This is a genomic window from Stenotrophomonas sp. PI_27 (assembly GCF_027854495.1).
Classification (GTDB): domain Bacteria; phylum Pseudomonadota; class Gammaproteobacteria; order Xanthomonadales; family Xanthomonadaceae; genus Stenotrophomonas; species Stenotrophomonas pavanii.
The window spans coordinates 385,313-398,610 of the sequence record NZ_JAJNOF010000003.1; the positions used below are offsets into that span (position 1 = coordinate 385,313).

Sequence of the window (13,298 nt, forward strand, 5' to 3'; positions counted from 1 at the left end):
AGGGCGATCAGCGCATCACGAGCTGGCCCTGCTGCTGGCCGTTGTTGCGCAGCACGCGCACCACCAGGGTCGGCGGGCGTTGCTGGAAGTTGGCACGCCAGCTGGCCAGATCGGCGAACTCACCGACGGTGGCGTCGGTGATGATGTCGCCCTGCTGCAGGCCATTGCTGGCCGCGCGGCTGCCGCGCTTGACCTCGCTGACCAGTACGCCGCCGACACCCGATTGCCGCAGCGACTCGGGCAGGTCGACGAAGGTCGCGCCGGTCAGGCGCGGGTCCAGGCTCTCACCGCTGACCGCACGCGCCTGTTCCTTCAGCGTTGCCTTGATCTGCAGGGGCTTGCCTTCGCGGCGCACGTCCAGCGTCATCGGGCTGCCGACCGCCGCCAGGCCTTCTACGTTGTGCAGCGCTTCGGCGCTGTCCACGCGCTGGCCGTTGGCCGAAACCACCACGTCGCCCGGCTTCAGTCCGGCCGCGGCCGCGGCCGAGCCGGCCAGTACCCGCGTGATCAGCGCGCCACGGGTTTCGCCCAGGCCCAGGCCCTGCGCGATCTGCGCGGTCAGGTTCTGGCTCTCCACGCCCAGCGTGCCACGCACCACCACGCCGTGCTTGACCAGCTGGTCCACCACGCTGCGCGCCAGGTTGGATGGAATGGCCAGGCCCAGGCCGATGTTGCCGGCCATGCTGCCCTGCGGGTTGAAGCTGGCGGTGTTGATGCCGACCAGCTGGCCCTGCAGGTCGACCAGCGCGCCACCGGAGTTGCCCGGGTTGATCGACGCGTCGGTCTGGATGAAGTTCTGGTAGCCCAGCCCACGGATGCCGCTGCGGCCCACCGCCGAAACGATGCCCGAGGTGACCGTCTGGCTGAAGCCGAACGGATTGCCGATCGCCACCACGAAGTCGCCCACGCGCAGCTGGTCGCTGTTGCCGAGCTTGATGTCGGTCAGGTTCTGCGCCGGGATGCGGATCAGCGCGATGTCGGTATCGCGGTCCGAACCGAGGAACTCCGCTTTCACCGTGCGCCCGTCGGCCAGGGTCACCTGCACGTCATCGGCGTTGTCGATGACGTGGTGGTTGGTCAGCACCAGGCCCTCCCGGGCATCGATGATCACGCCCGAGCCCAGTGATTCATTGATGCGTTCCTGCGGGATGTCCGGGAACAGGCGGCGGAAGAACGGGTCGTTGAAGAAGGGGTTGCGCACGCGCACCACCTGCTTGGTATTGACGCTGACCACCGCCGGCATCGCCTTTTCCAGCATCGGCGCCAGCGACGGCACCGCCTGCCCGGCCACCGAGGCCGGCAACGCCGCGGTGGTTGGCAGCACCGCAGGCAGTGGCGCTGCGTCGGCACGGTTGTCCAGGTGCGCATTGAGGCCGGTGGCAACGAAGCCACCGAAGGCGGCGGCGATTGCGAGCGTGAGCAGGGTAGGTAGCGGTCGCATGGGAGTCGGTTCGCTGGCGTGGGTGGGGGCGGTTCGGCCCTACGGTAAAACAAGCTGAATGAGTGTGTCGCGATCTGGATAAATGCGCCATGAAAACGGCGTGCCTGGACGTCGGCGGCAGGGGCGGAAACAGGGCCGTAGCGACACACCGGGCAGCGGATTCGCGCGCCACCGAAGGCGATCGCCGAGCGCGCCGGCCGCAGCCGAACCTTGCGCAGTTCCGCGCAAGCCGGCACCGCAATGCGCCACGATGCGTGCAGGCTGCCGCCTTCGCGCGGGCACGCGCGGGGCCTGCCGGACACCACGCGATGGGCGCGGCACATCGCTGAAAAAAAGGGGTTTGCTGCAAAGCGCAGGCGATGGTGGGGACGGCTGCGTACACCATCGGTGTCGCAGCAGATGCGATTGCTGGCACATGCCCCGTTCCACGATCGTCAATGTCGGTATAGCATCGCCCCGTTTTGATACTTAAGGCCCGCAGGAGGGCAACATGAGCAACGGTAATGGTGTGTCGGTCGTGACCGACGCCGTCGAGAACGTCAAAGAAACCGCCACCAACGTTGGCGAGACCATCGCCCACGCTGCCGAAGACGCAGTGAAGTCGGTCAAGAAGACCGTCAAGCGCGCCACCAAGGCGGCCGGCACCCGCGTTGCCAAGGCCAGGAAGGCTGTCGCCAAGGTCGAGAAGACCGTGGCCAAGAAGGCCGAGAAGGCCGCCAAGTCGGTCGGCAAGACCGTTGCCAACGCCAGGAAGAAGCTGGAAGCGGCCAAGCAGAACGCCAAGGCCGAAGCCGCTGCCCTGAAGAAGGAAGTGGCCAAGAAGAAGGCCGCCGCGGGCAAGGCCGTGACCAAGAAGGCCGCCGCCGCCAAGAAGACCACCAAGGCCGCCACCCAGGCTGCCGGCAAGAAGGTCGCCACCGTGAAGAAGGCCGCCACCAAGAAGGCCGCCGTCGCGAAGAAGACCGTTGCCAAGAAGACCGCGGCCGCCAAGAAGGTGGTCGGCAAGAAGGTCGCCACTGCCAAGAAGGCTGTGGCCAAGAAGACCGTTGCCGCCAAGAAGGTCGCCGGCAAGAAGGCCGTGGCTGCGAAGAAGGTTGTCGGCAAGAAGGTTGCCGCCACCAAGAAGGTCGCTACCAAGAAGACCGCAGCCGCCAAGAAGGTGGTCGGCAAGAAGGCTGCTGTTGCCAAGAAGGCCGTCGGCAAGAAGACCGCCGCTGCCAAGAAGGTTGTCGGCAAGAAGACCGCCGTCGCCAAGAAGGCGGTGGGCAAGAAGGTTGCCGCCACCCGCAAGACGGTCGCCAAGAAGGCAGCGCCGCTGAAGAAGGTCGCCGCCAAGAAGGCGCCGGCCAAGAAGGCCCCGGCCAAGGCCGTGCGCAAGGTCGCCAAGCGCAAGTAATCGCGCCGTGACCGAAGGCCCTGCCGCCCACCGGGTGGCGGGGCCTTCGCGTTTCCGGGGCAGGGACTGGGGCAAGATGCAGGTTCTTCCCGCCGGAGCCCACGCATGCGCGGTATCGACTTCAGTTCCTGGCAGGGCGTGCTGTCCACGTTGGCCGGCCTGGTCCTGATCACCCTGCTGGGCGTGGGCATCCGCCTGCTGGTGATGCAGACCCTGCAGCAGCGCCGCGAGCGCGAGAACCGGCAGATCAACGAGCGGCTGCGCACGCTGATGGCGGCCTACAAGACCCTCGGTGGTTCGTTCACCGGCGAGCTGGGCGTGGATCCGCGCCATCGTCGCGACCTGGGCCAGCGCGAAGGTGCCGAAGCCATCGCCGAACCGCGCTCGGACCGCGCGCGGCGCATCCGTGACGCGGTCGAAGCCGCATTGTCGGACATCCTGTTGCTGGGCACCGACGAACAGGTGCGGCTGGCCGCGCGTGCCGCCCATGAACTGGCGCAGGGGCGCCCGGTGCATACCCACGAACTGGTGGTGTCGCTGCGTGACTTCGTGCGCGAAGCACTGGACCTCGCCCCGATTCCGGCCGACCTGAAGATTCCACCGCAGGGCCCGACCCGGCCTGGTGCCAGTGGCGGTGGCAAGGGCCGCAATGATGGCGATGCCAGGAGTGGGCGTGCGGGCGGTGGCGGCGGGGGCGGCATGGGCGCCGGGATGGGCGGCATGGGCCTCGGTGCCGGCGCCGCACTGGGCGCCGGCCATGCCGCTGGCAGCGATGAAACGGACGCGCGCTGAGCACGTCCGCCGGCTTCAGCGCGTCAGCTCGTAGATTGGCACGAAGCCGCCGTAGATCATCCGCGCGCCGTCGAACGGCATCGGATTCTTCGCCGGATCCAGCCGTGGGTCCTCCATCATCTTCTTCATGCCGGCGTCGCGGGTCGGCTTGTCCGGCCATTCGATCCAGGAAAACACCACCGTCTCCTCCGGCGTGGCTTTCACCGCGCCGAAGAAGTCGGTGGTCTTGCCGTGCGGTACGTCGTCACCCCAGCACTCAACCACGCGCAGCGCGCCGTATTCGATGAACACCACGTCGCCGGCGCGCGCATGGGCGAGGAACTTCTCCTTGTTGGCGGTGGGTACCGCCAGGACGAAACCATCGATGTAGCTCATTGCCTACCTCCGCATGGACCGTGCCGCATGCACGGTCTTCAAGTAACCGACGAACCCGGGCATCGCGGATCGACATCGGGGGAAAGGTGGGTGAAAGCTGGAAGCAGAATGCACGCGCGCCGCGCGCGTATGCCAGATAGAGCCTGAATCAAGCCAGAAAATTCAGCAATGCGAAGACTGCTGTTTTCAGGGAGCGTTGTGGCGAATAACGGAGAATTTACATTCCCGATGCGATGGCGCCCTGGCGCTGCTGCACACCATAAGAAAGTAAAGGTGTACCCCCATGAAGAATTCGCTGATTGCTCTGGCCCTGGCCGCTGCCCTGCCGTTCACCGCCTCGGCTGCTGAGAACCTGTCCTACAACTACGCCGAAGCCGACTACGCCAAGACCGACGTCGAAGGCATCAAGGCCGACGGCTGGGGCGTGAAGGGTTCGTACGGCTTCCTGCCGAACTTCCACGCCTTCGGCGAGTACAGCCGCCAGGAAATCGACCACACCAACCTGAAGGTTGACCAGTGGAAGATCGGTGCCGGCTACAACGTCGAAATCGCGCCGACCACCGACTTCGTTGCCCGCGTCGCCTACCAGAAGTTCGACCCGAAGCACGGCCTGGACTTCAACGGCTACAGCGCTGAAGCCGGTATCCGCACCGCCTTCGGCGCCCACGCCGAGGTCTACGGCATGGTCGGCTACGAAGACTACGCCAAGAAGCACGGCGTCAATCCGGATGGCCAGTGGTACGGCCGCCTGGGTGGTCAGGTCAAGCTGAACCAGAACTGGGGCCTGAACGGCGAGCTGAAGATGAACCGCCACGGCGACAAGGAATACACCGTCGGCCCGCGCTTCAGCTGGTAATTGCGCCCTCGGCGCGATTCCGCGCTGCAGACGCTTCGACAGGCCCGGCATTTGCCGGGCCTGTTGCATTTGCGGGGATGCAAAACGAAATGCCATCTGACTGGTGGCGTGCGCGGGCCGGGCATTGCAAGGAATTGGATTCCGCCGCTGCGGGCACCGGCCTACGGTGGATGCCCCATGTTGCCTGGACATGCCGCGATGCCGCCGACTCTCCCGCCCCTGCTGCCTGATCGGCCATGCCGCCTGGCGCTGCTGGACCCGCATCCTGTGCTGCGGTTGGGCGTGGAAGTGCTGCTGCGCCAGCACAGTGGCGTGCAGGTCCGGGTGAGCCTGTCCAGCGAGGCCCATCTGCTGCAGCTGCTGCAGCGCAGTCCACGCTGTGTCGACCTGCTGCTGATCGATGCGTTGCCGATGGGCAACCTGGGCGATGGCATGGCGTTGTTGCACGTGCTGTCGCAGCGCTGGCCGGCGCTGCCGGTACTGGTGCTTTCGGCGCACTGCAATGCCAGTACGGTAACGACCGCCATGCGTGCCGGCGCGCGTGGCTTCCTGTCCAAGTCGACGCCGCCGGACCTGCTGCTGCGCGCGATCGACGTGGTCGCCCGCGGAGGGCGCTTCGTGCCTCCGGAGCTGCGTGCGGCACTCAACCTGCCACGCACCCGCAGGATGCCGGCGCCCACGCTGGCGCCACTGAGCCGGCGCGAACGTGAAGTGCTCGGGCTGGTGCTGAAAGGGTTCAGCACCAGCGAAATGGCCCTGCGGTCAGGGCGCTCGGCCAGCACGATCAGTTCGCAGAAAACCTCGGCCTACCGCAAGCTCGGCATCCGCGGCGATGGCGACCTGTTCCGCTTCCGGCAGCTGCTGGATTGCGGATGAGCGCGCTCACTCGCCCTGGTACTGCTTCTCTTCCACCAGCGCCGAACCGGCCACGCGGTTGATCTCGTTCTTCACCTGCACGCGTTCGCCATTGGTGCCATAGACGCCGCGTGCCAGCTGGATGAACGCATCGTCGAACACCTGCGCCGCTTCCTTGTCGCGCAGCCGGTCCTGGATGTCCCACATGCGCTCGTTGATCGCCTTCAACTGCTGCTGCAGCGCGGCCAGCGCCGGCTGTGCCTGCAACTGCTGCTGCAACAGGGGCAGCAGGCCGTCCAGCTCGGTGCGTACGTTGGCCAGCTTGGCGGCGTCGTCGATGCGTTCGGCCTTGATCTGGAGAATGGTGATCTTGTCGATCAGCTCGCCGATCGATACCGGGGTCAGGATGGCGTCCACGCGGTTGGTTCCTGGAAACAGGGCGCCATGATACCGCGCCGCTGGCACATGGCCCCGATCCACGGGATTTACGCCGAATTTGCGCCGCCGGCCGGGCAGCACCCTCGCTCCGTTACGGGCACGCGCCCGACACTGCCGTCCCGGCGGCGCGACCGCCTTCGACGAGGAACACAGTGCAGTGAACAGCAAGGGGATGATGGCGGCGGTGGTGGCCGCACTGGCAGGGCTGCTCGGGATCGGCAGCGCGCAGGCACAGGTGCAGGCCAGTGGCAGCGCCGCGTTGACCAGCGACTACGTGTGGCGCGGCAGTTCGCAGAGCGAGGGCGACCCGGCAGTACAGGCCGGCGCGAAGATCGCGATCGCATCGGGGTGGTACGCCAGCGTCTGGGGTTCCAACGTCTCGTTCAAACCGGACAATGGCGCGCGCAGCGAGTTCGATCTGGTGGCAGGCTGGTCCGGCACGCTGGCACCGGACTGGACCCTGGATGCCAACCTGACCCGCTATGTGTACCCGGGCACCGGCCGCGCGCTGGACTGGACCGAGCTCAGCACCACCGTGACCTGGAAGCAGCGTGCCTGGCTGCAGGTCGCCCATTCCAACGATGCACTGGCCGGCGGCCATCGCGGCACTTATGCCCAGCTGGGCGTGCGTGTGCCGCTGCATGAACGCTTCCGCCTGGAAGCGGCCGTGGGCCAGTACTGGCTGGCCACTGCACAGGGCCCGGATTACCTGCATGGCCAGCTCAGTGCCATTGCCACGCTGACCCCGGCATGGGAGCTGCGCGCCACCGTGCATGACACCGACAACGCCGCCAAGCGCCTGTTCCCGGGCAATGCCGGTGGACGCTGGGAGCTGGCGCTGCAGGGCAGCTTCTAGTTCGACGATGCCGCCTGGCGCGCACGCAGCGCGCCGGGCAGCCACAGCAGCAGCGCCAGCACGGCCACGGCGGTACCGGCCACGCACACGCCGGTCCAGCCGAAGCGCGGGTAGACCTGTGCCGACAGCAGTGAACCCAGCGAGCCGCCGATGAAGTAGCCGGTCATGTAGCCGGCATTGAGCCGGTTGCGCGCCGCAGGCTGCAGTGCGTAGATCAGGTTCTGGTTGCTGACGTGCAGCAGCTGCGCGGCCATGTCCAGCACCACCACGCCGATCAGCAGTGCCAACAACGAGTGCGACGACAGCCCCAGCGGCAGCCACGACAGCAGCAACAGCACCAGGGCGATGGCGGTGGCGCGACCGCTCTGGCCACGGTCGGACATGCGGCCGGCCAGGCCGGCGGCCAGCGTGCCGGCCGCACCCACCAGCCCGAACAGGCCGATCGTCGCGTCGCTGTAGCCGTAGGGCGGCTGTGCCAGCAGGAACGCGAGCGGTGTCCAGAAGATCGCGAACATGGCGAAGCTGCAGGCGCCCAGCAGCGTGCGCTGGCGCAGCACCGGTTCCTGCACGAACAGCACGCCGATCGAACGCAGCAACGCGAAATAACCCAGCCCTGCACTGTGGTGGAAGCGGGGCAGGCCGCGCTGCAGTGCCAGTGCAGTCAGCACCAGGGCGCCGGCGGCGATCGCATACACCAGCCGCCAGTCACCCAGGCTGGACAGCAGGCCGGCCACGGTGCGCGCCAGCAGGATGCCCAGCAGCAGGCCACTCATCAGCGTGCCGACCACGCGGCCACGGTGTTCCGGTGCCGCCAGCGTGGCCGCGAACGGCACCAGCACCTGGGCCACCACCGAAAACAGGCCGGTGATCGCGGTACCCACCAGCAACCAGGTCAGCGACGGTGCGCAGGCACTGATCACCAGCCCGCCGGCCGACAGCAGGCTCATCACCACGATCAGGCGCCGGCGTTCGAACAGGTCGCCCAGCGGCACCAGCAGGATCAGGCCGGCGGCATAGCTCAGCTGCGCGGCGGTGACCACCATGCCGGCCTGGCCGAACGGCACGCTGAACGCGTCGGCGATGGTGTGCAGCAGTGGCTGCGCATAGTAGTTGCTGGCCACGGCCACGCCGGTGGCGACCGACATCAGCAGCACCTGCCAGCGGTGCAGAGGGGGGAGCGACGGACTCACGCGGTGTTCCAGCAAGTGGGGTACACAGTGTCCGCCTGCTGCGCGCATGATGGAAATGAATCATCATCATCCGTGTCATCTGTAAACAAGATAGCAGGATGAATCTCAAGCAGCTGGAGTTCGCCGTGGCCCTGGCCGAAGAGGGCAATTTCACCCGTGCCGCCGAACGCTGCCACGTGGTGCAGTCCGCGCTCAGCCACCAGATCGCCCATCTGGAGCAGGAACTGGGGGTCACGCTGTTCGAGCGCCTGCCGCGCCAGGTACGGGCCACCGCGGCCGGCGAGGCGTTGCTGGTGCATGCGCGCCAGGTGCAGGCCAGCCTGCGCCACCTGCGCGCCGACGTGGCCGCCGTCAGCGGCGAGGTACGCGGACTGCTGGCCATCGGGCAGATCTCCTCGCTGGCCGGCATCGACCTGGTGGCGATGCTCGCGGCGTTCCAGCAGGTGCACCCGCAGGTGGAATTCCAGTTGCGGGTGGACAGGAGTGAGGACCTGATCGCGCAGGTGCAGTCGCGCGCGCTGGATGTGGCACTGGTCGGGCTGGCGCCCTCGGCGCCTCTGGACGGCGTCTGCCACCAGATGCTGCAGGAGGAGGATCTGGTGGCCGTGCTGGCGCCGTCGCATCGCCTGGCCGGGCAGCCGCGCCTGCCATTGACCGCACTGCAGGATGAGGCGCTGGTCGACTTCCCGCGCGGCACCGGTGCGCGCCGGCAGACCGACGATGCGTTCGCCGCCGCTGGCGTGCCGCACGCGGTGCGTTTCGAGGTCAACCTGATGGAACTGGTCGAACGCTTCGTCCGCCATGGGCTGGCCGTCGGCATCGTGCCGGCGTCGATCGCCGACGGCTTCGAGGGCGTGGTGCGGATTCCATTGCAGCCGACCCCGACCCGGCGCGTGCACCTGGTCTGGCAGCGACTGCCGGCGCCGGCCGCGCGCGCCTTCGTCGAGGCGGTGCTCAGCCGCGCAGGCGCAGGCTCAGGCCCTTGAGGAAGTTGCGCAGCATCTGGTCCAGGCAGCGCCGGTAGTTGGCGTGCCCGGGCTGGCGGAACAGCGCGCCGACTTCGGACTTGGACACGTTGAAGCCGGCGCTGGCGAAGATCTCCATCAGGTCCACGTCGCGCAGCTGGAAGGCCACCCGCAGCTTCTTCAGCACCAGGTTGTTGTCGATGCGGGTTTCCACCGCCCGCTGCGGCTGGCTCTCGTCGCGTCCGCGCAGGTGCACGATCAGGCCGTCGAGGAAGTGCGCCAGCGCGCTGTCGTTCATCGCCTCGAAACCGGCTTCGTCCTCGCGGCGCAGCCAGGCTTTCACCTGTTCGGTATCCACGGTGAAGGCCGGATCGGCCATCTGGCACAGGGCGACCACGTGCTGGTCACCCAGGTCCAGGGAATAGCGCACGCTGCGCAGGACATCGTTGTTGATCATGGCCCGATTGTACCGGTCACCCTGCAGCTGGGGTCAGATCCCGTTGCGGAGCAAGGGGATCTGACCCCGGATCTGGCTGATCGGGCAACACAGAGGCCAACCGACGGTGCCAGAATGGGGGTCTGGTTTTCCCCCTGGAGTTGCCTGATGACCCGCACTGTCCTGATTACCGGCGCCACGTCCGGCTTCGGCGCCGCCGCTGTCCACCGCTTCGCCCAGGCGGGCTGGAAGGTGATCGCCACCGGCCGCCGCAGTGAACGCCTGCAGCCGCTGGTCGAGCGCTACGGCAAGGACGTGGTGCACGCCGCCGCCTTCGATATCCGCGACGCGGTGGCGATGGAAGCGGCGCTGCTGGCGCTGCCGCCGGCCTTCGGCGAGATCGACCTGCTGGTCAACAACGCGGGCCTCGCGCAGGGCACCGCACCGGCACAGAGCGCCAGGCTGTCGGACTGGACCACGATGATCGACACCAACATCACCGCGCTGGTGACCCTGACCCACCGCCTGTTGCCGCAGCTGGTGGAGCGCAAGGGCGCGATCATCAACATTTCCTCGGTGGCCGGTGTCTACCCGTACCCGGGCGGCAATGCCTACGGCGGTACCAAGGCCTTCGTCAGCCAGTTCTCGCTCGGCCTGCGCTCGGACCTGCACGGCACCGGCGTGCGCGTGACCACGATCGAGCCGGGGATGGCCGAGACCGAGTTCACCGTGGTCCGCACCCATGGCGACCAGAACGCCTCGGACAAGCTGTACAGCGGTGCCAATCCAATGACGGCCGAAGACATCGCCGAACAGATCTTCTGGGTGGCCACGCTGCCGCCGCACCTGAACATCAATCGCCTGGAGCTGATGCCGGTCAGCCAGTCGTTCGCCGGTTTCCAGGTTGCCCGCGAGGGCTGACGCCGTGTGGAGAGTCGAGCCATGCTCGACTCAGCAGGAACAAAAAAAAAGCCGGGCAGTGCCCGGCTTTTTCATTCAGATCGGCAGCCTCACTGCGCCTTGATCGCCATCGCCTGCAGGCCGGTGCCGTCCAGCTTCTGCTTGGCTTCGGACAGTTCGCTGGCGCTGCCGTACGGCCCCATGCGCACGCGGTACACGGTCTTGCCGTTGATCTGCGCCGACTCCACGCGTGCGGCCAGGCCCATCATCGCCAGCTTGGCCTTGGTGGCTTCGGCGTCGCCGGAGGCACCGAAGGCGCCTGCCTGCAGGATGTAGCGGGCGTTGTCGGCGGCCGCTGGTGCGGCAGCGGCCGTTGCCGGCGCAGTCTCCGCCCGCGGTGCCGCCGGGGTGGCCGCCGTGCTGGTGGACGCCGGCGCGGTGCTGGCCGGCGGCGTTGCCGCCGTCGGGCGCTCGCTCAGCGGTGCCGGCAGTGGGCGGCTGGCGGCGGCCGCCGGTGCGGTGCTGGCGACGCTGGCGGTTGCCGCGGGGGCGGTGCTGGCCGGCGGTACCGGCTTGCCCTCCAGCGCGGCTTGCGCGCGCGACGCTTCCGCCTTGGCCCGGCGCTGGTCCTCGGCGCGCGCGCTGGCGGCCAGTTCGGCATCGGACATTTCCACTTCCTTGCCCGGCAGCAGGGTGTAGAAGTCGTACTGCGTCGCGGCGGGCTTCTCCGCCTCGGCCGGCTTCGGCGTGGCCGGCGGTGCGGCCGGCTGGCCACCGACATCGCTGTCGGCATCAGCGACCGGGGCCGGCTGCGCGTTCGGGTTCGGCTGCGGGCCGGCGCGCAGGAAACCATCGCCATCGCCCTTGAACAGGTTCGGCGCCGCCAGGAACACCACGGCGGCGATCGCCACACCGGCCACCAGCCACACCCATCCGGGTGTGCCCTGGCTGCTGCTGTTGCGTCGTGCCTGGCTTTTGCCGCGTCGTGCTGCCATGTGTACTGCGTCTCCTGATGCTTACATTTTTTCCGGGGCGCTCACGCCCAGGAGTTCGAGGCCATTGGCCAGCACCTGGCGCGCCGCGCAGGCCAGGGTCAGCTTGGCGTTGCGGTCGGCGGCGTCGTCCACCAGCACCGGTGTCCCGTGATACCACGTGTGGAAGGCATGCGCCAATTCACGCAGGTATTGCGCCACCAGGTGCGGCTCCAGCGCCACGCCGGCCGCTTCCACCACTTCCGGGTACCGCGAGATCTCGTTCATCAGCAGCAGCGAGGCGTCGTCGGCCAGGCGGCCGAGATTGGCCAGGCCATCGCCCTGCTCGTAGACCAGGCCCTTTTCCTGTGCCTGGCGCAGCAGGCTGCACACGCGGGCGTGCGCGTACTGCACGTAGAACACCGGGTTGTCGTTGCTCTGCTGGCGGGCCAGGTCGATGTCGAAGGTCAGCTGCGAATCGGGCTTGCGCGCGATCAGGAACCAGCGGGTGGCATCGCGGCCGGCTTCCTCGATCAGGTCGCGCAGGGTGAAGTAGCTGCCGGCACGCTTGGACAGCTTCACTTCCTCGCCGCCGCGCATCACGGTGACCATCTGGTGCAGCACGTATTCCGGCCAGCCCTGCGGGATGCCCACTTCCAGCGCCTGCAGGCCGGCGCGTACGCGTGCCAGCGAACCGTGGTGGTCGGCGCCGAGTTCGGTGATCGCGCGCTCATAGCCGCGCTGCCACTTGGACAGGTGGTAGGCCACGTCCGGCACGAAGTAGGTGAAGGTGCCGTCGGACTTGCGCATCACGCGGTCCTTGTCGTCACCGAAGTCGGTACTGCGCAGCCACAGCGCGCCGCCTTCCTCATAGGTGTGGCCGGACGCCTGCAGCTTGGCCACGGCTTCGGCGACCTTGCCGTCGGCGTACAGCGAGCTTTCCAGGAAGTAGATGTCGAAGTCGACACCGAACGCGGCCAGGTCCAGGTTCTGCTCGTTGCGCAGGTACGCCACCGCGAAACGACGGATCGCCTGCATGTCGTCCGGGTCCTTGGCGCCGACCACGATGCTGCCTTCCAGATCGACGCTGGCACCGGCCATGTAGGCGCGGGCGACATCGGCAATGTACTCACCGCGGTAGCCGCCTTCCGGCCAGCCGTCCTGATCGGGTGCGATGCCCTTGATCCGCGCCTGGGTGGACAGCGCCAGGTTCTCGATCTGCACGCCGGCGTCGTTGTAGTAGAACTCGCGCTTGGCATTCCAGCCGTTGGCATCGAGCACGCGGGCCACGCAGTCGCCGATGGCCGCTGCGCGGCCATGGCCGACGTGCAGCGGGCCGGTCGGGTTGGCCGAGACGTATTCCACGCCCACCGTGCGGCCGTTGCCGGAGAGGTTGCGGCCGTAATCGTGGCCTTCCTTGATGACCGAGGCGGCTTCGCGCTGGTACGCGGCCGGAGCCAGGTGGAAGTTGATGAAGCCGGGACCGGCGATCTCGACCTTGCTGACGTCCTCGCTGCGCGGCAGCGCCTCGACCAGCGCCTGCGCCAGTGCGCGCGGATTGCTGCGCGCGGCCTTGGCCAGCAGCATCGCGGCGTTGGTGGCGAAGTCGCCGTGGTCACGGGTCTTCGGGCGCTCGACCACGAAGTCCGGCGGCAGGGAGTCGGCGGGCAGGGTGCCATTGGCGCGCAAGGCTTCGATGCCTTGGCTGATCAGGGCGCGGAGGAGATTTTTCACGAGGCCTGCTGTGAGAATGAGCGGCGGAATCGCCCATTTTAGCGCAGATGCCCGCGCCCACGCTGACCAGAACATGCCTGTGGGGGCCCCGCC

The 13,298-nt window shown here is 67.8% G+C and carries 14 protein-coding genes; 7 read left to right on the forward strand and 7 right to left on the reverse strand.

Features of this window, described 5'->3' with window-relative positions; all coding sequences use genetic code 11:
- Window positions 1-7 precede the first annotated feature (7 nt).
- A complete protein-coding gene (locus tag LRM18_RS05900; RefSeq protein WP_049465966.1) occupies window positions 8-1,441 on the reverse strand; it encodes a Do family serine endopeptidase in 1,434 nt (477 codons plus the stop codon).
- Between the two features lie 490 nt (window positions 1,442-1,931).
- On the opposite strand from LRM18_RS05900, the gene LRM18_RS05905 reads away from it, so the two are divergent.
- Window positions 1,932-2,837, forward strand: a complete 906-nt coding sequence (locus LRM18_RS05905) for a histone (RefSeq protein ID WP_164688757.1) — start codon at window positions 1,932-1,934, stop codon at window positions 2,835-2,837.
- 105 nt (window positions 2,838-2,942) lie between these two features.
- A complete protein-coding gene (locus LRM18_RS05910; RefSeq protein WP_053461946.1) occupies window positions 2,943-3,629 on the forward strand; it encodes a hypothetical protein in 687 nt (228 codons plus the stop codon).
- Window positions 3,630-3,644: 15 nt separating this feature from the next.
- Here LRM18_RS05910 and LRM18_RS05915 read toward each other — a convergent pair whose 3' ends face one another.
- Window positions 3,645-4,004 carry a DUF1428 domain-containing protein gene (locus LRM18_RS05915; protein WP_053461947.1) on the reverse strand — a complete coding sequence of 120 codons (360 nt, stop codon included), beginning with the start codon at window positions 4,002-4,004 and terminating at the stop codon, window positions 3,645-3,647.
- A gap of 283 nt (window positions 4,005-4,287) precedes the next feature.
- Between LRM18_RS05915 and LRM18_RS05920 the strand changes: the two genes are divergently transcribed.
- A complete protein-coding gene (locus LRM18_RS05920; protein WP_049465959.1) occupies window positions 4,288-4,860 on the forward strand; it encodes an Ax21 family protein in 573 nt (190 codons plus the stop codon).
- Between the two features lie 198 nt (window positions 4,861-5,058).
- On the forward strand, window positions 5,059-5,736 hold the full coding sequence (locus LRM18_RS05925; RefSeq protein ID WP_064237491.1) for a response regulator transcription factor: 678 nt from the start codon (window positions 5,059-5,061) through the stop codon (window positions 5,734-5,736).
- Window positions 5,737-5,742: 6 nt separating this feature from the next.
- Here LRM18_RS05925 and LRM18_RS05930 read toward each other — a convergent pair whose 3' ends face one another.
- A complete protein-coding gene (locus tag LRM18_RS05930; protein WP_270952359.1) occupies window positions 5,743-6,132 on the reverse strand; it encodes a DUF6165 family protein in 390 nt (129 codons plus the stop codon).
- A 178-nt stretch (window positions 6,133-6,310) separates the two neighbouring features.
- Here LRM18_RS05930 and LRM18_RS05935 point away from each other — a divergent pair, with 178 nt between their 5' ends.
- Window positions 6,311-7,009 carry a TorF family putative porin gene (locus tag LRM18_RS05935; RefSeq protein ID WP_270952361.1) on the forward strand — a complete coding sequence of 233 codons (699 nt, stop codon included), beginning with the start codon at window positions 6,311-6,313 and terminating at the stop codon, window positions 7,007-7,009.
- On the opposite strand, the gene LRM18_RS05940 is transcribed toward LRM18_RS05935, so the two are convergent.
- On the reverse strand, window positions 7,006-8,199 hold the full coding sequence (locus tag LRM18_RS05940) for an MFS transporter (RefSeq protein ID WP_336297077.1): 1,194 nt from the start codon (window positions 8,197-8,199) through the stop codon (window positions 7,006-7,008). The two genes, LRM18_RS05935 and LRM18_RS05940, sit on opposite strands and share 4 nt — an antisense overlap.
- Window positions 8,200-8,297: 98 nt before the next feature.
- Between LRM18_RS05940 and LRM18_RS05945 the strand changes: the two genes are divergently transcribed.
- A complete protein-coding gene (locus LRM18_RS05945) occupies window positions 8,298-9,185 on the forward strand; it encodes a LysR family transcriptional regulator (RefSeq protein WP_049465949.1) in 888 nt (295 codons plus the stop codon).
- Here LRM18_RS05945 and LRM18_RS05950 read toward each other — a convergent pair.
- Window positions 9,154-9,621 carry a DUF1456 family protein gene (locus tag LRM18_RS05950; RefSeq protein WP_049465947.1) on the reverse strand — a complete coding sequence of 156 codons (468 nt, stop codon included), beginning with the start codon at window positions 9,619-9,621 and terminating at the stop codon, window positions 9,154-9,156. The genes LRM18_RS05945 and LRM18_RS05950 overlap by 32 nt on opposite strands.
- A gap of 147 nt (window positions 9,622-9,768) precedes the next feature.
- On the opposite strand from LRM18_RS05950, the gene LRM18_RS05955 reads away from it, so the two are divergent.
- Window positions 9,769-10,521 (forward strand): SDR family NAD(P)-dependent oxidoreductase, encoded by a 753-nt coding sequence (locus LRM18_RS05955; protein WP_053461952.1) that lies wholly within the window; start codon window positions 9,769-9,771, stop codon window positions 10,519-10,521.
- Between the two features lie 89 nt (window positions 10,522-10,610).
- Here LRM18_RS05955 and LRM18_RS05960 read toward each other — a convergent pair whose 3' ends face one another.
- Together LRM18_RS05960 and argS are read right to left on the reverse strand one after the other, a co-directional pair.
- Complete coding sequence (locus LRM18_RS05960; protein ID WP_049465943.1) at window positions 10,611-11,495, reverse strand: SPOR domain-containing protein; 885 nt, start codon at window positions 11,493-11,495, stop codon at window positions 10,611-10,613.
- Between the two features lie 21 nt (window positions 11,496-11,516).
- Window positions 11,517-13,205: an arginine--tRNA ligase gene (gene argS, locus LRM18_RS05965; RefSeq protein WP_049465941.1), complete on the reverse strand. Its 1,689-nt coding sequence runs from the start codon at window positions 13,203-13,205 to the stop codon at window positions 11,517-11,519.
- Window positions 13,206-13,298: the final 93 nt, after the last annotated feature.

Coding starts and splice junctions, on each gene's coding strand:
- LRM18_RS05910 (WP_053461946.1), top strand. CDS start 2,943: ATGCGCGGTATCGACTTCAGTTCCTGGCAGGGCGTGCTGTCCACGTTG.
- LRM18_RS05905 (WP_164688757.1), top strand. CDS start 1,932: ATGAGCAACGGTAATGGTGTGTCGGTCGTGACCGACGCCGTCGAGAAC.
- LRM18_RS05950 (WP_049465947.1), bottom strand. CDS start 9,621: ATGATCAACAACGATGTCCTGCGCAGCGTGCGCTATTCCCTGGACCTG.
- LRM18_RS05900 (WP_049465966.1), bottom strand. CDS start 1,441: ATGCGACCGCTACCTACCCTGCTCACGCTCGCAATCGCCGCCGCCTTC.
- LRM18_RS05955 (WP_053461952.1), top strand. CDS start 9,769: ATGACCCGCACTGTCCTGATTACCGGCGCCACGTCCGGCTTCGGCGCC.
- LRM18_RS05915 (WP_053461947.1), bottom strand. CDS start 4,004: ATGAGCTACATCGATGGTTTCGTCCTGGCGGTACCCACCGCCAACAAG.
- LRM18_RS05945 (WP_049465949.1), top strand. CDS start 8,298: ATGAATCTCAAGCAGCTGGAGTTCGCCGTGGCCCTGGCCGAAGAGGGC.
- LRM18_RS05920 (WP_049465959.1), top strand. CDS start 4,288: ATGAAGAATTCGCTGATTGCTCTGGCCCTGGCCGCTGCCCTGCCGTTC.
- LRM18_RS05925 (WP_064237491.1), top strand. CDS start 5,059: ATGCCGCCGACTCTCCCGCCCCTGCTGCCTGATCGGCCATGCCGCCTG.
- LRM18_RS05960 (WP_049465943.1), bottom strand. CDS start 11,495: ATGGCAGCACGACGCGGCAAAAGCCAGGCACGACGCAACAGCAGCAGC.